Below are 17638 nucleotides of genomic sequence, written 5' to 3' on the forward strand. Positions count from 1 at the left end.
ATCCGCATGAAAACTGCACAAGAAATGAGAGTCAACAGCGTGGCCCTGATCGATGGCCAGCCGTGGCTGATCCAGAAGGCCGAGTTCACCAAGTCCGGTCGTAACAGCGCCATCGTCAAGATGAAGCTGAAGAACCTGCTCAACGGTTCCAAGACCGAGACCGTCTACAAGGCCGACGACAAGATGGAGCCGGTGATTCTCGAGCGCAAGGAAGTGAACCTGTCCTACATCAGCGGTGAGGACTACGTGTTCATGGACCCGGAGTACAACTCCTATGAGCTGCGTTCCGAAGATCTGGAAAGCGTTCTGCCGTTCATCGAAGAAGGCATGAGCGATGTCTGCGAAGCCGTGTTCTTCGAAGGCAAGGTGATCTCCGTCGACCTGCCGACCACCATCGTGCGTCAGGTTGTCTACACCGAGAACGCTGCTCGTGGCGACACCTCCGGCAAGGTGATGAAGCCTGCCAAGCTGCGCAACGGTACCGAGATCAAGGTTGCCGAGTTCGTCGACATCGACGACTGGATCGAGATCGATACCCGTGACGGTTCCTACAAGGGCCGCACCCAGGCGCCAGCCTGAGCTTGAGCTGCATGAAAAACCCGGCCTAGGCGCCGGGTTTTTTTATGGCCGTCACGCGGCGGTTTTCGTGCTGCGCGTGGCGCACCCACGGGTCATGATCTTACTGCTGCGCGATGGCCAGGCTTGTCTGCAGTGCCTGGTCCCAGGGCGGCGGAAAGCCGAAGCGCTGCTTCAGGAAGCTCAGCAGCAACCGCGTGCGCGGGCTGGCTTCGCGCTCCAGGCGCAGGGCGTAGATGCTCACCGGCTCGATGGCCGGAAGGCCCTGTTCGCAGAACAGAGGGATCAGCTCGCCGCGCTGCAGGTGCTCGCTGCTCATCCAGGTGGGCAGGTGGGCGATGCCAAGACCAGCGAGGGCGCTGAACAGCAGGGTTTCGGCGTTGTTGCTGGTCTGCCGCAGGCGCTTGGGCTTGCACAGCTGCAGCTTGCCATCGACTTCGAAGCGCCAGGCGTAGGGTGGCGCCAGGCTGTCCCAGTCGAGGCCGTCGTGTTGTTCCAGCTCCAGCGGGCTGCGTGGGATACCGCGTCGGCGCAGGTAGTCCGGGCTGGCACAGACGATGCGGGTCATGGAGGCCAGGGGCGTGGCCACCAGGCGACTATCCGGCAGCGGGCCGATACGCACGACGATATCCACCTCGCCGAGGTGCTCGCCCTGCAGGTCGATGAAGCTGTCGATCAGGCGCAGTTGCACGTCCAGGCCAGGATTGGCGCGCAGGAACTCGGCAATCGCCGGGGCCAGGTGGCGCCTGCCGAAAGGCGAGGGGGCGTCGATACGGATCAGGCCTTCGGGTGCGCTGCTCAGTGACACCGCTTCGGCACGCGCCAGGTGCAGCTCGGCGAGGATGCGCCTGGCGCGCTCGGCGAATGCCAGGCCGGCCGGAGTAACGCGCACCGCGTGGGTCGTGCGGTTGAACAGGCTGCTGCCCATGGCGCGCTCCAGGGCGTCGATGCGCCGCGCCACTGCCGAAGGCGTGAGTGGATGGCGTCTGGCCGCTGCGGAGAAGCTGCCGGTGTCCAGTACGTCGAGAAAGAGTTCCAGTTGGTCGGTCAGTGCATCGGGATTCATGGCAGCCTGCTTGTGCGGGGTAAGCAAAGCCATTGTGCGTTGCTATGCGTTTCCGCGCTAGCCGCGACTGATTAACATGCGCCCACTGTCTGGAGGTGTCATGAATCTGTTCGACCTGTTGCTGAATCTGTTGCTGGGCCTGGGCCTGGGAACATTGGGCGGCTTGTTCGGCATCGGCGGTGGGCTGATTGCCATTCCGGTGCTGGGCATTGTCTTCGGGCTGGATCAGCAGCTCGCTCAGGGGACTGCACTGGTCATGGTGGTGCCGAATGTGATGCTGGCCATCTGGCGCTACCATCAACGCAATCGCATCGATCTGCGCTATGCCCTGCTACTTGGCGTTACCAGCTTCTTCTGCGCCTGGCTGGCCTCGCTGTATGCGGTGGAGGTGGATTCGCGCACCATGCGCTGGGCCTTCGTCGGTTTTCTGCTGGCCCTGGCGGCCTACAACCTGCTGCGCATGCTGATGGCTCAGACGCCAGCCAGCGGCGAGCTGCGTCATCACTGGGGCTGGTTTGGCGTGCTGGGCGGGGTGTCCGGTGCGATGGGCGGGCTGTTTGGCGTGGGCGGCGCGGTGGTGGCGACGCCGGTGCTGACCAGCGTGTTCGGCACCACCCAGGTGGTGGCGCAGGGATTGTCGTTGTCGCTGGCACTGCCCAGCACCGGGGTGACGCTGTTCACTTACGCGCTGCATGATCACGTCAACTGGTGGATGGGCGTGCCGTTGGCCGTGGGTGGCCTGCTCAGCATCAGCTGGGGCGTGCGCCTGGCGCATTCGCTGCCGGAGCCTCTGCTGCGCAGCCTGTTCTGCGGCTTTCTGCTGCTCTGTGCGCTGATGTTGGCGCTGGAGTCCGGCGGTCTATAGGCGAAAACCTTCGACGATATGCTCGGCCAGGCACTCGGTAACCGGTGACTGGCTGCTTTCGTTGCGCAGCAGCACGATGCTGGTCAGCGGCAGCAGGGGCAGGCCTTCTGCTTCACCGAGGATGCGCAGGTCGGGAGTGATCAGGCTTTGCAGCTGCGCGGTGACCGCGAGGCCCGCGCGCACCACCGCGAAGATCGCTGACAGGCTGGGGCTGGTGTAGGCGATGCGGTAGGGGCGACTCATCGCATCCAGCGCGTTGCAGGCCCATTCGCGGCAGAAGCAGTCGGCGTTGAACATGGCCAGCGGCATCGGATTCTGCTCGTGCGGGCAGAAGCCCTGAGCCACGGCCCAGGCGAAGCGCTCCTGGCGCAGCAGTTGGCCGATCTCCTTGCCGGGCTGGCGGGTGACGATGGTCAGGTCCAGATCCTGGCGCAGCAGCAACTGCCCGGAGGGTTCGCAATGCACCTCCACCTGCACCAGCGGGTAGGCCTGGGCGAAGCGCGAGAGAATCTCCGGCAGAAAGCGCATCACGTAGTCGTCTGGTGTGCCGATGCGCACGGCGCCGACCATGTGCGGTTCACGCAGGGTGTTGAGCACCTCGCCATGCAGCTTGAGAATGCGCCGCGCGTAGCCCAGCAGCACCTGGCCCTCGGGGGTCAGCCGCACGTGGCGGCCGTCGCGCTCGAACAGCGGGCGCTGTATCACGTCTTCCTCCAGCCGCTTCATCTGCATGCTCACGGCCGACTGTGTGCGGTTGACCGTTTCTGCGGCGCGGGTGAAACCACCGGTGTCGGCGATGGCAACGAAGCTGCGCAGCAATTCGGTATCAATACTGGGGTGGAAGGCCATTCATCAATCCTCGAGATGGATTCCATAAGAAACATTCGTTGGATTGATCTTAAGCGCGACCCGACACTGACGCCAACCCCACAAGGAGGGCGAAAAGATGAAAGGTCAGAAAGGTTACGCGTTGGCTCAGGCCATCCACTTCGAACGTCTGCCATCACTGGTCGGTATGTGGCGTATGCTGCGGCGCTGGCGTCAACTGGCTCGCGAGCGCGCACAGCTGGCGCGTCTGGATGGTGCCGCACTGAAGGATCTGGGACTGTCTCGGGCCGATGCGTTGCAGGAGGCCGAACGGCCGTTCTGGGATGACCCGTTGAAAAAGTGAGTGGTACATGACAGGAGTTGCCGAATGACCGTGGTACGCAAGGGCGCCGATTTTTTCCTGTTCCAACTGATGCTGCTGCTGTGTGCCATCTGGGGCAGCCAGCAGGTGGCGATCAAGCTGGCTGCGGACGATATCGCGCCCATGCTGCAAGTCGCGTTGCGCTCGGGCGTTGCCGCGCTGCTGGTCGGCCTGCTGTTGCTGTGGCAGCGCGGTTGGCGCGAGTGGGTCAGTTCCACCTGGCTGGCCGGGGCCCTGGCCGGCGTATTGTTCGCGCTGGAGTTCTTTTTCATCGCGCTGGGCCTGCGCTACACCACGGCCTCGCACATGGCGGTATTTCTGTATACGGCCCCGATTTTTTCGGCGCTTGGCCTGCATCTGCTGTTACCCAGCGAGCGCTTGCGTCGCCTGCAGTGGTTGGGCATCGCGCTGTGTTTCGGCGGTGTGGTGATGGCCTTCGGTGTGGGCGGTAGCTGGGCCGAGATCGATCGCGGCATGCTGCTCGGCGATGCGCTGGGGCTGTGCGCCGGCATGGCCTGGGGCGCGACCACGGTCGTCGTGCGAGGCTCGCGATTGTCCGAAGCGCCGGCCGGGCTGACCTTGTTCTATCAACTGGCGGTGGCGTTCGTGCTGCTGCTCGCCTATGCGTTGGCGGTAGTCGACCTGTCCCAACTGCGCTGGACCCCGATTGCCATCGCCAGCATCCTGCTGCAGGGCGCGGTGGTGTCGTTCTTCACCTACCTGACTTGGTTCTGGCTGCTGCGCCGCTACCTGGCCTCGAACATGGCGGTGTTTTCCTTCATGACGCCGCTGTTTGGCGTCACCTTCGGCGTGCTGGTGCTGGACGAGCCGTTGACCCTGAACTTCATCATTGGCGCAGCGCTGGTGCTGTCGGGCATTACCCTGGTCAGCAGCGAGGCCTGGTTGCGTCGCCGTCTGGCCGGCTGGCGAGGCTTGCCGCAGCAACCCTGACGCAAGGAGGCTGGAAATTGTCTGCTTATCACCTGGCTCAACTGAACATCGCCTGGATGAAGGCACCGCTGGAAGCGCCGGAGATGGCTGACTTCGTCGCCAATCTGGAGCGTATCAATGCGCTGGCGGAAGGTTCGCAGGGCTATGTCTGGCGTCTGCAGGACGAGGCGGGCGATGCCACGGCGATTCGTCCGTTCGGTGACGAGGTGCTGGTGAACATGTCGGTCTGGCAGGACGTGCAGTCGCTCAGCGACTACGTCTATAAATCGGCGCATACCGAGATGCTCAAGCGCCGCCGCGAATGGTTCGCGCGCGTCGAGCAGGCACACCAGGTGCTGTGGTGGGTACCGGCCGGGCATCGACCGAGCGTGGTCGAGGCCGCCGAACGCCTGGCTCACCTGCGCGAGCATGGCGCGACGGCGCAGGCCTTTACCTTCCGCCACGCGTTCGCGGCGCCAGCCTGATAGGCTAAGTCGCCATGACGCTCTCACTTTCTCTCGCCGAAGCTCGCCGCCTGGCCCTGGCTGCCCAGGGCTTCGGGCGTACGCCACGTGGCGCCATCGCCCACAGGCAGCTGCAGGCGCAGATCGAGCGCCTTGGCGTGGTGCAGATCGATTCGGTCAACGCCCTGGTGCGCTCGCACTACCTGCCGGCTTTTTCCCGCCTCGGCCATTACCAGGCCGAGCATCTCGACGAGCTGGCCTGGGGCCGGGCGCGGCACAGGCGCCTGTTCGAATACTGGGGGCACGAAGCCTCGCTGTTGCCGCTCGAGCTGTATCCGTTGCTGCGCTGGCGAATGCACCGAGCTGCGCATGGGCAGGGCATCTACAGCCAGCTGGCGAAGTTCGGTGTCGAGCGTCGCGACGTTTTGGATAGCGTACTGCAGGCCGTGCGCGAGCGCGGTGCGCTGGGCGCCGGCAGTCTTTCCAAGCGAACCGAGAAGGCTGGCCCCTGGTGGGACTGGAGCGCGGAAAAGACGGCGCTGGAGTGGCTGTTCGCCGCAGGCGAGGTCACTGTGGCCGGACGACGTGGCTTCGAACGTCTGTACGACCTGCCGGAGCGGGTCATTCCTGCTGATGTACTGAATCACCCGGATCTGCATGAGGCCGAAGCGCAGCGCCGCCTGTTGCTGCGTTCGGCCGATGCCCTGGGCGTGGCGACCGAGCGCGATTTGCGCGACTACTACAGGTTGGACGTCAGTGACAGCAAACGGCGTATCGCCGAATTGGTGGAGGCGGGCGAGCTGATGCCCGTCACGGTACAGGGCTGGCGGCAGGCGGCCTACTGCCGGGGCGAGCCGCGCATACCCCGACGTATTCGTCACAGCGCGCTGTTGTCGCCATTCGATTCACTGATCTGGGAGCGCGAGCGCACCGAGCGGCTGTTCGGCTTTCGCTATCGCCTGGAGATCTACACCCCGCAGGCCAAGCGCGTGTATGGCTACTACGTGCTGCCGTTTCTGCATCACGAGCGCTTGCTGGCACGGGTGGACCTGCGCAGCGAGCGCGCGACCGGGCGCCTGGCGGTGCATGCCATGCATCTGGAGGAAGCAGTGTTGAGCGAGGAGGCGCGCCTGGCGCTGGGCGATTCGCTGCGCGCGCTGGCGCACTGGCTGGGCCTGGATGAGCTGTGGCTGGCGCCGAGCGTCAGCCTGCGTGGGCTACTCGGTTAACCGCCGTTTTCCAGCAGCAACTTCAGTTCCTCGACGCGCTGGATATTCATCTGCATCGGGCAGGTGTAGTACATCGGCGAGCCGACATGCTTGCCCTGCAGGTCGCACTGGCCGTTGCGGTAGACCAGCCAGGCCTTTTGCGCGGTTTCCAGCTGTTCGGCGTCCTGCGGCGCGCCTTCCTGCAGCTTCAGGAACAACTGCTGGTAAACGCGGTTCATCTCCTTCTTCACCGTTTCCGATACGCCTTCGGCGCAGCCGGCGACGCTGGTGTTGTTGATCATCGCGCTGGCATCCAGACAGGCCTGGTACTGCTGGTCGTAATCGGCCCAGGCAGCGAGTGGCAGCAGCCCAATGAGCGGCAGCAGGGCGTTGCGCAGTATCGACATGACAATCCCCCAACGAAACAGGGGCTGCGCTGCAGCCCCTGAACCTGATGCTTACTTGGTAGCCAGGCGGGTGCGCATGTTGGCGGCGCGGTCGCTGGAGCCCGGGTGCGAGGAGAACATGCTGCTTTCGCCGCCGCCCAGTTTGGCCAGCTTCTCGAACGCGGTGACCAGGCCATCGCGCGGGATGTTGCGCTGGGTCAGCAGGTCGAAGGAGAAGTTGTCGGCGGCGTTTTCCTGGCTTTGCGAGAACTGGGCATTGACCAGTTGCTCACCCAGAGCGCCGAGCTGCGAGGTGGACAGTGCCGCGAGGGTGCCGTTGCCCGAAGCAGCTGCGGCATTGCGCGCGGCGGTGGTGGCGTAAGCGGTCTGCATGGCCTTCTTGCTGTGGCCGAGGGCTACGTGGCCGATCTCGTGGCCGAGTACGCCTTCCACTTCGTTGTCGCTCATCAGGTCCATCAGGCCGCTGTAGACGCGCACGCAGCCGTTGGCCATGGCCCAGGCGTTGACCTCATCGGCCTGATACACCTTGTAGGTGATCGGCGTGCCGTTGATCTGATGGCCGAGGTTGTTGGCGATCTTGTCCAGACGCTTGCTGTACGGACTGTTCGGGCCGGCGATATTGGCTTCGGCATCCATTTCGGCGCAGGCCTGGTCGGACATGCTGCGTACTTCGGCGTCGCTGAGGGTCGCGGCCTGCACGGCCATCAGGCCCGATTGCAGCATGGCGTCGGGAGACATGTTCTGGCAGCCGGTCAGCAATACAGCGCTGGACAGGGCGAAAGCGGAGAGGGTGGTGCGCAGTTGCATGGTTCATCGTCCTTGTTGGAGGTGTTGGCCGCGAGTCCTTTCCGGCTGGTGCAGCTTGGGCACCTGGCCGGTGCTCGCGTTGGGTGCGGCATTATGCCGGATAACGCACAAAAAGAGTGCGAGCCGGTTCGCGCCCTGGCCAATGGCCAGGGCTCACGTTCTCAGCGGCGTACCTGTTTCAGCGTTTCGGCGATCATGAAGGCCAGTTCCAGGGACTGGTCGGCATTCATGCGTGGGTCGCAGTGGGTGTGGTAGCGGTCGGACAGGCCGTCCTCGGTGATCGGGCGCGAGCCGCCGATGCACTCGGTGACGTTCTGCCCGGTCATTTCGATATGGATGCCGCCGGCATAGGTGCCCTCGGCCTGATGCACGGCGAAGAACTGTCGGACTTCGCTGAGAATCTGCGCGAAATCGCGGGTCTTGTAGCCGCTGCTGGCCTTGATGGTGTTGCCGTGCATGGGGTCGGAACTCCACAGCACCTGGCGACCTTCTGCCTTGACCTTGCGCAGCAGACGCGGAAAGTGCGCTTCGACCTTGTCCGCGCCCATGCGCACGATCAGGTTGAGGCGCCCCGGATCGTTGTCCGGGTTGAGCGTGTCGATCAGGCGGATCAGCTCGTCGGGGTCCATGCTCGGGCCGACCTTGACGCCGATGGGGTTCTCGATGCCGCGCATGAATTCGATGTGCGCGCCGTCCAGCTGGCGGGTGCGGTCGCCGATCCACAGCATGTGCGCGGAGCAGTCGTACCAGCGGCCGGTGAGGCTGTCGCGACGCACGAAGGCTTCTTCGTAGTTCAGCAGCAGCGCCTCGTGGGCGGTAAAGAAGCTGGTCTCGCGCAGTTGCGGTGCGCTGTCCATGCCCACGGCGCGCATGAAGGCCAGGGTTTCGTCGATGCGGCCGGCGAGCTGCTGGTACTTCTCGGCCAGCGCCGAGTTGGCGATGAAGTCGAGGTTCCACTGGTGCACCTGGTGCAGGTCGGCGAAGCCACCCTGGGCGAAGGCACGCAGCAGGTTGAGGCTGGCGGTGGCCTGGTGGTAGGCCTGCAGCAGACGCTCCGGGTCGGGTACGCGGCTGGTGGCGTCGAAACCGATGCCGTTGACAATGTCGCCCCGATAGGCGGGCAGGGTGACGCCATCGATGGTTTCACTGCCGGACGAGCGCGGCTTGGCGAACTGGCCGGCCATGCGCCCGACCTTGACCACCGGGCAGCCGGCAGCGAAGGTCATGACGATGGCCATCTGCAGCAGCACCTTGAAGGTGTCGCGAATCTTCGCGGCGGAAAACTCGGCGAAGCTCTCGGCGCAGTCGCCGCCCTGCAGCAGAAAGGCGCGGCCCTGGGTGACCTCGGCGAACTGGCGACGCAGCTCGCGCGCCTCGCCGGCGAACACCAGCGGCGGGTAGCCGGCCAGGGTTTGCTCGACGCGGCTCAGGTGCGCGGCGTCAGGGTATTCAGGCTGCTGCTGGATGGGTCTGGCCCTCCAGCTTTCGGGGCTCCAGGGGTTCGACATGCGGCGTCTCTAGCGGTTGATCAGGCGAAGGCGCATGGTAACCGATAAGCCACAGGGCCCGTACGTGTATCAGCGTTGCTGCGGCTCATGATGCAGTGGTTGGCTCGAGGTCGCGCACCGGCAGTTGTCGCGGCGATATATCACGCGCCGGCAGGAAGCGTCCGTAGCGCTGCGCCTTGCCGAGATCATCCGGGTATTCCAGGCCTCGGCGATAGGCGATGCGGCCGTTGATCACCGTCAGGGCGACTGCTGCATCGTTGCGTTTGACCACCCGCACCAGGCCGAGCACCTCCATCGGTGCTTCATGCAGTTCGTCCAACCTGTCGTCGAGGCCTTGCGGGTTGATGACGACCAGGTCGGCACGATCGCCGACGCGCAGGTAGCCGGCATCGACACCGATGAAGTCGGCCAGCTCGCCACTGCAGCGGCGCACCGCCTTGCCCAGTTCCATGAAGGATTCGCCGGCCAGCTCGGCATCGCGCACGTACTTGAGAAAACGCAGCGGGAAGTTGTACTGAGCGATGGAGCGCAGGTGCGCGCCGGAGTCGGCGAAGCCAGGGTGCGTCCAGGGGCTGGCCAGCAGCTTGCGCATGATCGCCTCACGCTGGTTGCCGTAGCAGGTCGTCCACTTCAGCGCCTCGCGGTACTGGCAGGCCAGCTCGAAGTAGGCGTCTACCGCATCGAGGCCGCGTGCCTGCCCCAATTGCTTGAAGTTCTTGCCGACCAGGCTGGCGTCCGGGCATTCGGTCACCCAGCAGTCGGAGAAGTCGCGGTGCCAAAGGCCCTTGGTCAGTACGGCCTTGACTTGCTTCTTGAACAGGGCGCGGAACGCCGGCTCCCTGACCTTGGCGTAGAGCTCATCCGGGTCCTTGATGTTGCGCAGGATCTCGCCGGCACCGAACTCCTCGAAGGCATTCACGTTGAGCCCTTCCAGGCGCAGGGTGAAGGGCGCCGGCAGGGTCTGCCAGCGGAAATGGCCGCGCAGCACCCGGTTCGCCAGCCAGCCGGAGAGCCGGGTGAAGCGGTGCAGCAGCGGCTGCGATTTGAGGTCCAGCGCCGTGAGCATGGTGCATTTCAGCGGTTTCCTGAACCAGCCGTGGGCCTGCCAGAGAAAGGCGAACACGTTGACCTTGGTTACTGCGTTCGGTGCGCCCTGCAGCACGGCGCCGCGCCGCCGCAGTACGGCGAACAGCCGTGAAAACTCCTTCCAGCTGGCGAAGGTCGACGGCAACGGGCTGGACCAGGCGCGGTCGCCGTCCATCTTGTCCAGGCGCGTGGTCATCACCGACAGGCCAATGCACCCGGCGTCCAGTGCCTCTTCGAGCAACTGCTCCATGCGCGCGAGTTCAGCTTCGCTGGGTGTCACCCGGCTGGTGGCGCGCTGCAGGCCCATCACCGCCACGCGCAGCTCGGAATGGCCGAGGAAGGAGTTGACGTTCGGCCCCAGCGGCAACTGGTCATAGAAGGCGCGATAACCGGCGGCGTCGCGCCAGGTTTTCTTTTCCTTGAGGATCGGCAGCACGTATTTGCGTGGCACCGCTTCGACACGGGTGAACAGGTCGGAGCAGTCCTCGGCGTCGGCCAGCACCATGCTGATGGAGCAGGAGCCGACGGTCACGCTGGTGACGCCATGGCGCACCGACTCCTTCAGCGCTGGTGCGGCGATCACTTCGGCGTCGTAATGCGAGTGGATCTCCAGGAAGCCGGGGGTGACCCATTGGCCTTGGGCGTCGATCACCTCGGGGCAGTCGGTGGCGTCCAGCGGGCTGAGGCTGAGCACCTCGACCTTGCCGTCACGGATGCCGATATGACGGACTGCACCCGGCGCGCCGGTGCCGTCGAAGTACAGGCCGTTGTTGATGATGATGTCGTAGCTCATGGCAGTCTCCAGGGCGCCAGCAGCAGGATGCCGGTGACCAACAGCAGGATGTAGATGGCGAGGCGGAAATGACGCTCGTCGAAGCGCCGGTGCAGGCGTTCGCCCAACCACACCCCGAGCAGTAGCAGCGGCATGTAGGTGAGCACCTGGGGCAGCGCCGGCAGCAGGCGGCCGTCGAGCAGAAAGGCGAGGGTGAGCAGGCTGTTGAGGGTGAACCAGACAGTGACCAGGGTGGCACGCAGTCGCGCCTTGTCCAGCTGGGTGCCGGCCAGGCCGTAGACCAGCAGCGGGCCACCCGAGGCGAACAGGCCGTGGCTGAGGCCGGCGCCCAGGGTAATGACGCGAGTCAGCCAAACCGGGCGTTGCGGCAGTGCGCTCGCCCGGCGCAGGCGCCACAGCTCGCGGCCGGCGAACCAGATTATCAGCACACCGAAGCCGACCTTCAGCGCCTGGGTGTCCAGATAGGGCAGCAGCCAATAGCCGAGTAACGTGCCGATGAGCATGCCGGGCAGCAGGGTGCCAAGCAGCAGGCGGCGGTCGATCTGCTGCCAGTGGCGATGCACCAGATAGCCGGTCATGCAGATGTTCAGCGGCACCAGGATCGGCAACAGCTGATCGATGGGCAGCAGCAATGCGCCGAGCGACAGGGCGATGACCACGCTGCCGAAGCCGGTGACGGCTTCCAGGGTATAGGCCAGCAGAATGAAGCCGCCGAGGGCGTAGGGCGCCAGGGCCATCAGCTGATCTCCCCGGCGAAGCGCTGGGTCATCTTGCGCTGGTACAGCGCCGGTGCCAGGCGCCAGAGCAGGCTCGCCAGCCAGCTGCCGCGGTCCGGGAACAGGCGCTCGCGGCGCTGCTGCAGCGCATCGAGAATCAGACTGGCCATCCAGTCGGCGCCGCGAATCTTGCCAATGGTCGAGCGGGCATGCCCGGCCGGTTTGCCGTCGCCGCCCAGAGCGTTGCGGTCGATGGGCGTATCGAGAAAGCTCGGATAGACCATCAGCAGGCCGATACCGTCACGGGCGATCTCGGCGCGCAGCACCTCGAAGGCCTGGCCCAGAGCGCTTTTCGCGGCGCAGTAACCGGCGCGGCCGAGCACCGGCATCCAGCCGGCCATGGAGCCAATGGCGACCACCTGGCCGCGGCCTTCACGCAGCAGCGGCAGGGCGGTCAGGGTCAGTTCCAGCGGCGCGTGATAATCCACCGCCATGACCTTGCGAAACACCGCTGGGTCGGTGCGCAGCGTAGGCGAGCGGTGAGTGATGCCGGCGTTGTTGATCAGCACGTCCAGCCGGCCGAAGCGCTGCCGGCAGCCATCGAGCAGACGCTCATGCAGCTCGGGTTCGGTGATATCGCCAGCAAGGGCCAATACGCGTTCGCTGCCCAGTTCATTGGCGCGAGCCGTGAGGGCACTGGCGTCGATGTCGGTGAGCAGCAGTGCATCGCCACGGGCGTGACAGGCGCGTGCCAGTTGCCAGCCGAGGCCGCTGGCGGCGCCGGTAATCAGCACCACGCGCATCATCGCTCTCCTGCGTTGGGCAAGGGCGTCAGCAACGCGTCGACTGCAGGCGGTCTGCGTGACCACAGCCAGGCCAGGCTCAGACCGGATACCAGGTGCCAGCAACCCCAGAACGCCGCGATCAGCAACATGCCGCTGGCCTGCGGGAAGAAGGTGAAGATGATCACCAGGCCCAGCGCCGAATTCTGGATGCCCACTTCCAGCGTCAGGGCGCGGCGGTCGGCCACCGGCAGCCCGCTCAGGCGGGCGCTGAGGTAACCAATGCTCAATGCCAGGGCGTTGTGTGCCACCACCAGCCAGAAGAACAGATGGAAATGTCGGGTGAACTGCTCGAGGTTGCGGCTGAACGCCAGCGCGACGAAACCGAGCATTACCAGCAGGGCGAACAGACGCAGGGGCTTTTCCACGTTCAGCGTCAGTTGCGGGAAGCGCCGGCCGATCCACATGCCAGCCAGCAGAGGCAGGCCGAGTACCAGCAGCACGAGCAGCAGCAGGCTCAGCGGGTCCAGCTCGATCTGCGTCAGCAAGGGCCGGGTGTGGGGATTGAGCCAGGCGTACAGGGCGAAGTTGAGCGGTGTCAGCACGCTGGCGACGACGCTGGAAACGGCGGTCATGCTCACCGACAGCGCGACGTTGCCGCGCGCCATCCAGGTCATGATGTTGGAGAAGCTCCCGCCCGGGCAGGCGGCGATCAGGGTCATGCCCAGCGCCAGTTGCGGCTCGATGGCCAGAGCCCAGCAGGCCAGGCAGGTCAGCGCCGGCAGCAGCACGAACTGCGCCAGCATGCCAATCACCGGGGCCTTGGGCGCGCGGACGATGCGCCGGAAGTCGTCGGCGCGCAGGTCCAGTGAAACGCCGAACATCATCAACGCGACGATCAGGTTGATCAGCACCAGGCTGCTGGGATCGAAGGCGATATTCACCTGTTCCATGCTCATGCCCCCTGTGCAGCGAGTGCGCCGTCGCTGGCCAGCTCACGGCGCAGCGCGGCGCTGTGTTCGGCCATGCGTCTACGATAGCTGTCCTTGTGCACGTAATAGGCCATGCGCTCCAGTTGCAGGTAGCGATAGCCGCCATCCAGGCGCTGACTGGCCTGAGCGCGAATGGTCTGGCGCAGGGCCTGAGCAGCGGGGCTGCCAGCCTGCGACTGGCGGATATACAGCGCCACCAGCTCCGCCTGCTCGTCACGACCCTGCCAGCCCAGGCCGGAGGCCTCGACCATGCCGAGCATGAACAGGTCATCGTGCTCGGGGTGGAAGACGTTGAGATACAGCTGTGGTGCACCGGCATCTTGCGGCCAGTTCAACTCGTCGCGGGCGATGAAGGGGTAGTCGAGCCTGTAGCCGGTGGCCATGAGGATCAGGTCGTACTCGGCCTGTTCGCCATTGGCAAAGGTCAGGCTTTGCCCGTTCACCGCTGTGATATCGCCCCGAGGACGGATGTCGCCATGGCCGATATGGTGCAGCACCAGCGAATTCATCACCGGATGCGACTCGTACAGGCGGTAGTCCGGGTCGGGCAGACCGTACTGCGAAGGTTTGCCGACCAGCGCGCGTACCAGCAGACCGTCGACCAGCTGTTTGAGACGGCGCGGCAGCCTGATCGCGCCGCCGAAGGTGTCGGTGGGTTTACCGAGGATGAACTTGGGCAGGAAGTGATAGCCACGGCGCACCGAGAGGTCGACCGAGGCGGCGCGATGCACGGCATCGACGGCGATATCGCAGGCCGAGTTGCCGCAGCCGACCACCAGCACCCGTTTGCCGGCGAAGATTTCCGCGTTCTTGTAGGCATTGGAATGCAGCAACTCGCCGGAGAAATCACCGGGCAGGCGCGGCAGATTGGGCGTATGCAGGGTGCCATTGGCGATCAGTACGCCCTTGAAATGCCACTCGCGCTGCTCGCCGTTGCGCTCGCTGATCAGCTTCCAGCCGTGTTGCCCGCGCTGCACATGCAGCACGCGGGTGTCGAACTGGTAATGCTCGTAGAGACGAAACTGCCTGGCGTAGTCGCGAAAGTAGCGGCGCATCTCGCTGTGGTGCGGGTAGGGCGCCACCTCGGCGCGCATGGGGAATTCGCGAAACTCGGTGGTGCCCTTGGAGGAAATCAGGTGCGCCGAGTGGTACATGCTGCTGTGCGGGTTATCGATATCCCACAGACCACCGACGTCGCTGTGCAGCTCGAAGCCAATGAAATCGATGCCGTGTTTTTTCAATTGCCGGGCCGTGCACAGGCCCATGGGGCCGGCACCTATGATGGCGTACATGGCGAACCTCGTTATTGTTATGAGTAGCAGCGCAAGTGATGGAATTATTGCGTGACCGGGGGCGGCCGCTTCAATGACAATCGGCGCCTTTGACCCGGCTCTTGTGGTACGGGATGTCACTGTGGGAGAGGTATCGATGCCAGGGTTGCCGCCAGACGACGAGTTGCAGCAGCAGGAAGAGGTTCTGCTGGCCGAGGTGCGCGACGCCTTCGGGGTGATCCGTGTGGTGCAGATCGGCGCCTACCGCTTTCTCGAGTTCGGTGATGCCATCGAGCAGAGTTGTGTGTTCCAGGGCGATCCCAGTTGGCTGGAATACGACTACACGCGCGCCATGCTGCTGGGCGCGCTGTGCCACGACGCGCCGGAAACGGCGCTGTTCCTGGGGCTTGGCGCCGGCAACCTGACCCAGGCCTGCCTGAAGTTCCTGCCGCTGGAGGACGTCGAGGCCATCGAACTGCGCCCGGACGTACCGCGCCTGGCCATGGAGTTTCTCGGCCTGGACGATGACCCAAGGCTGACCATTCGTATCGGTGATGCCACCGAACTGCTGGACAGCGCGGAAACCGCCGACCTGATCTTTCTCGATCTGTACACCGACCAGGGGCCGGGCGTCGGGCATCTGGCCTGGCGCTTTCTCGAGCGCTGCCGCGAGAAACTCAACCCGGGTGGTTGGCTGATCATCAACCAATGGGCAGGCAACGACGGCAAGCCGCTCGGCGCGGCACTGCTGCGCGGCCTCTATCACCGGCACTATTGGGAGTGCCCGGTGAAGGAGGGCAACGTGGTGCTGCTGATCCCGGCCGACCTCGAGCAGCGCCTGAACATGGGGCGCCTGCAGATGCGTGCTGGCGAGCTGGCGCCGCGCCTGGGGTACTCGCTACAACCGCTGATCGAAGCGCTGCGCCCGGCCACTTGATGCGCCGTTGAGCGGTTGGATGCGTGCCAATCGATAAAAACCAGCACCCGAGTCAGGATTTTCCGGTATAGTTCGCGCCGGCCAATTTTCTGGCCACGTTCAGGTAGTGCAACTCGCCCGGGAAATTAACACCCGGCAGCCAGTCCCCAGCGGACTATCCTTGACGATTCACTTTCATCACGTTTTCGCAAATCCCCGCCGACCAGGCTGCCAGGGTGACCCACAAGGTCTTACACGGCATGCGCAGCTTTGGAACATGGGTCTTTGCGGATGCACTTGAGGCAGACCCATGACCCAGGAAATCGGCGGCTTCGCCGCGCTCGGACTTCACTCCAATATTCTCGCCGCTCTGACCGCCGTTGGTTACGAAGAGCCGTCTCCGATCCAGTCGCAGGCCATTCCGGTGATCCTCGCCGGCCAGGACATGATCGGCCAGGCCCAGACCGGCACCGGCAAGACCGCAGCCTTCGCGTTGCCGATCCTGTCGAAAATCGACCCGGCCAAGCGTGAGCCACAGGCACTGATTCTGGCGCCGACCCGCGAGCTGGCCCTGCAGGTCGCCACCGCCTTCGAAACCTATTCCAAGCAGATGCCTGGCCTCAATGTGGTCGCCGTATACGGCGGCGCACCCATGGGCCCGCAGCTCAAGGCCATTCGCCAGGGCGCTCAGGTCATCGTCGCCACGCCTGGTCGCCTGGTCGACCACCTGCGTCGCGACGAGAAAGTACTGTCGAGCATCCAGTACCTGGTACTCGACGAAGCCGACGAAATGCTCAAGCTGGGCTTCATGGATGACCTCGAAGTGATCTTCGAAGCCATGCCGGAAAGCCGCCAGAGCGTGCTGTTCTCCGCCACGCTGCCGCACTCGATTCGCGCCATTGCCGAGAAGCACCTGCGTGAGCCGCAACACATCAAGATCGCTGCCAAGACTCAGACCGTCTCGCGCATCGAGCAGGCGCATCTGATGATCCACGCCGACCAGAAGACCAACGCCGTGTTGCGTCTGCTGGAAGTCGAGGATTTCGACGCGCTGATCGCCTTCGTGCGTACCAAACAAGCCACCCTGGATCTGGCCAGTGCCCTGGAAGCCAAAGGCTACAAGGCCGCTGCGCTGAACGGCGACATCGCCCAGAACCAGCGTGAGCGCGTCATCGAATCGCTCAAGGATGGCCGCCTGGACATCGTCGTGGCGACCGACGTGGCTGCTCGTGGTATCGACGTACCACGCATCACCCACGTATTCAACGTCGACATGCCGTACGACCCGGAATCCTACGTACACCGTATCGGCCGTACCGGCCGTGCCGGTCGCGATGGCCGCGCGCTGCTGCTGGTGACGCCGCGTGAGCGGCGCATGCTGCAGGTGATCGAGCGCGTCACCGGGCAGAAGGTCGGTGAGGTCAAACTGCCGAACGCCCAGCAGGTTCTCGATGCCCGCATCAAGAAGCTGACCAACAGTCTGGCGCCGCTGGTGGCCGATGCCGAAGCCAGTCATGGCGATCTGCTCGCCCGCCTGACCGCCGATATCGGCTGCAGCCCGCGTGCCCTGGCGGCTGCGCTGCTGAAAAAGGCCACCAACGGTCAGGCCCTGGATCTGGCCACTGTCGAGCGTGAGCAGCCGCTGGTGCCAGGCGCTGGCGGTGCTCCGCGTGAGCGTCGTGAGCGCGACGGCGACCGTGGTGCTGATCGTGGTGGTGAGCGCGGCGAATACCGCGAGCGCCGTGCGCCGGTACCGCTGACCGAAGGTCGCGTGCGCTGCCGCACTGCACTGGGGACGCGCGACGGTATCGCCGCGAAGAATCTGCTTGGCGCTATCCTCAACGAGGGTGGTCTGGCTCGCGAAGCGATCGGTCGTATCCAGATCCGCGAAACCTTCAGCCTGGTCGAGCTGCCGGAAGACGGCCTGGACCGTCTGCTGGGCAAGCTGAAAGACACCCGCGTGGCCGGCAAGGCACTGAAGCTGCGTCGCTACCGCGAGGATTGATCCGCCGGGCTGATGGCTAATGGCAGGATCAACGAAACGCCGCGCCCCTTGTAAGGG

18 protein-coding genes are annotated in these 17638 nt (G+C 64.7%); 8 read left to right on the forward strand and 10 right to left on the reverse strand.

What is annotated here, in order from left to right; all coding sequences use genetic code 11:
* Positions 1 to 6 precede the first annotated feature (6 nt).
* Positions 7 to 579 carry an elongation factor P gene (gene efp / locus ACN0X6_RS04450; protein ID WP_003460252.1) on the forward strand — a complete coding sequence of 191 codons (573 nt, stop codon included), beginning with the start codon at positions 7 to 9 and terminating at the stop codon, positions 577 to 579.
* A 100-nt stretch (positions 580 to 679) separates the two neighbouring features.
* Here the strand turns inward: efp and ACN0X6_RS04455 are convergent, their stop codons facing one another.
* Positions 680 to 1642 carry a LysR family transcriptional regulator gene (locus ACN0X6_RS04455; RefSeq protein WP_417702430.1) on the reverse strand — a complete coding sequence of 321 codons (963 nt, stop codon included), beginning with the start codon at positions 1640 to 1642 and terminating at the stop codon, positions 680 to 682.
* Positions 1643 to 1742: 100 nt separating this feature from the next.
* Between ACN0X6_RS04455 and ACN0X6_RS04460 the strand changes: the two genes are divergently transcribed.
* On the forward strand, positions 1743 to 2507 hold the full coding sequence (locus tag ACN0X6_RS04460) for a sulfite exporter TauE/SafE family protein (RefSeq protein WP_417702432.1): 765 nt from the start codon (positions 1743 to 1745) through the stop codon (positions 2505 to 2507).
* On the opposite strand, the gene ACN0X6_RS04465 is transcribed toward ACN0X6_RS04460, so the two are convergent.
* Positions 2502 to 3356, reverse strand: coding sequence for a LysR family transcriptional regulator (locus tag ACN0X6_RS04465; protein WP_417702434.1), 855 nt, complete (start codon positions 3354 to 3356; stop codon positions 2502 to 2504). The two genes, ACN0X6_RS04460 and ACN0X6_RS04465, sit on opposite strands and share 6 nt — an antisense overlap.
* Before the next feature lie 97 nt (positions 3357 to 3453).
* On the opposite strand from ACN0X6_RS04465, the gene ACN0X6_RS04470 reads away from it, so the two are divergent.
* Genes ACN0X6_RS04470 through ACN0X6_RS04485 form a run of 4 tightly spaced genes read left to right on the forward strand, consistent with a single transcriptional unit; the run spans position 3454 to position 6319 of the window.
* A complete protein-coding gene (locus ACN0X6_RS04470) occupies positions 3454 to 3678 on the forward strand; it encodes a DUF1127 domain-containing protein (protein WP_417702436.1) in 225 nt (74 codons plus the stop codon).
* Between the two features lie 24 nt (positions 3679 to 3702).
* Positions 3703 to 4647 carry a DMT family transporter gene (locus ACN0X6_RS04475; protein WP_417702438.1) on the forward strand — a complete coding sequence of 315 codons (945 nt, stop codon included), beginning with the start codon at positions 3703 to 3705 and terminating at the stop codon, positions 4645 to 4647.
* Positions 4648 to 4664: 17 nt separating this feature from the next.
* Positions 4665 to 5111: a DUF3291 domain-containing protein gene (locus tag ACN0X6_RS04480; RefSeq protein ID WP_417702440.1), complete on the forward strand. Its 447-nt coding sequence runs from the start codon at positions 4665 to 4667 to the stop codon at positions 5109 to 5111.
* A gap of 14 nt (positions 5112 to 5125) precedes the next feature.
* Positions 5126 to 6319 (forward strand): winged helix-turn-helix domain-containing protein, encoded by a 1194-nt coding sequence (locus tag ACN0X6_RS04485; RefSeq protein WP_417702442.1) that lies wholly within the window; start codon positions 5126 to 5128, stop codon positions 6317 to 6319.
* Here the strand turns inward: ACN0X6_RS04485 and ACN0X6_RS04490 are convergent.
* The 8 genes from ACN0X6_RS04490 to ACN0X6_RS04525 form a co-directional block, all read right to left on the reverse strand.
* Positions 6316 to 6705, reverse strand: coding sequence for a lysozyme inhibitor LprI family protein (locus ACN0X6_RS04490; RefSeq protein WP_417702444.1), 390 nt, complete (start codon positions 6703 to 6705; stop codon positions 6316 to 6318). The two genes, ACN0X6_RS04485 and ACN0X6_RS04490, sit on opposite strands and share 4 nt — an antisense overlap.
* A 51-nt stretch (positions 6706 to 6756) precedes the next feature.
* Positions 6757 to 7512: a M48 family metalloprotease gene (locus ACN0X6_RS04495; RefSeq protein ID WP_417702445.1), complete on the reverse strand. Its 756-nt coding sequence runs from the start codon at positions 7510 to 7512 to the stop codon at positions 6757 to 6759.
* Between the two features lie 161 nt (positions 7513 to 7673).
* Positions 7674 to 9020 (reverse strand): class II 3-deoxy-7-phosphoheptulonate synthase, encoded by a 1347-nt coding sequence (locus ACN0X6_RS04500; RefSeq protein ID WP_417702447.1) that lies wholly within the window; start codon positions 9018 to 9020, stop codon positions 7674 to 7676.
* An 85-nt stretch (positions 9021 to 9105) separates the two neighbouring features.
* Positions 9106 to 10899 carry an N-acyl-D-amino-acid deacylase family protein gene (locus ACN0X6_RS04505; protein ID WP_417702449.1) on the reverse strand — a complete coding sequence of 598 codons (1794 nt, stop codon included), beginning with the start codon at positions 10897 to 10899 and terminating at the stop codon, positions 9106 to 9108.
* Positions 10896 to 11636, reverse strand: a complete 741-nt coding sequence (locus ACN0X6_RS04510) for a sulfite exporter TauE/SafE family protein (RefSeq protein ID WP_417702451.1) — start codon at positions 11634 to 11636, stop codon at positions 10896 to 10898. Before ACN0X6_RS04510 ends, ACN0X6_RS04505 begins: the two co-directional genes overlap by 4 nt.
* Positions 11636 to 12418 carry an SDR family NAD(P)-dependent oxidoreductase gene (locus ACN0X6_RS04515; RefSeq protein ID WP_417702453.1) on the reverse strand — a complete coding sequence of 261 codons (783 nt, stop codon included), beginning with the start codon at positions 12416 to 12418 and terminating at the stop codon, positions 11636 to 11638. Before ACN0X6_RS04515 ends, ACN0X6_RS04510 begins: the two co-directional genes overlap by 1 nt.
* Positions 12418 to 13356: a bile acid:sodium symporter family protein gene (locus tag ACN0X6_RS04520; RefSeq protein WP_417702455.1), complete on the reverse strand. Its 939-nt coding sequence runs from the start codon at positions 13354 to 13356 to the stop codon at positions 12418 to 12420. Before ACN0X6_RS04520 ends, ACN0X6_RS04515 begins: the two co-directional genes overlap by 1 nt.
* Positions 13353 to 14681, reverse strand: coding sequence for a flavin-containing monooxygenase (locus ACN0X6_RS04525; protein ID WP_417702456.1), 1329 nt, complete (start codon positions 14679 to 14681; stop codon positions 13353 to 13355). The genes ACN0X6_RS04520 and ACN0X6_RS04525 overlap by 4 nt, the downstream gene beginning before the upstream one ends.
* Before the next feature lie 136 nt (positions 14682 to 14817).
* Here ACN0X6_RS04525 and ACN0X6_RS04530 point away from each other — a divergent pair, with 136 nt between their 5' ends.
* Both ACN0X6_RS04530 and ACN0X6_RS04535 read left to right on the forward strand, forming a co-directional pair.
* Complete coding sequence (locus ACN0X6_RS04530; RefSeq protein WP_417702458.1) at positions 14818 to 15597, forward strand: spermidine synthase; 780 nt, start codon at positions 14818 to 14820, stop codon at positions 15595 to 15597.
* A 289-nt stretch (positions 15598 to 15886) separates the two neighbouring features.
* Positions 15887 to 17581 (forward strand): DEAD/DEAH box helicase, encoded by a 1695-nt coding sequence (locus ACN0X6_RS04535; RefSeq protein WP_417702460.1) that lies wholly within the window; start codon positions 15887 to 15889, stop codon positions 17579 to 17581.
* Positions 17582 to 17638 lie beyond the last annotated feature (57 nt).

This window comes from Pseudomonas sp. (genome assembly GCF_048269965.1).
Lineage (GTDB): Bacteria > Pseudomonadota > Gammaproteobacteria > Pseudomonadales > Pseudomonadaceae > Aquipseudomonas.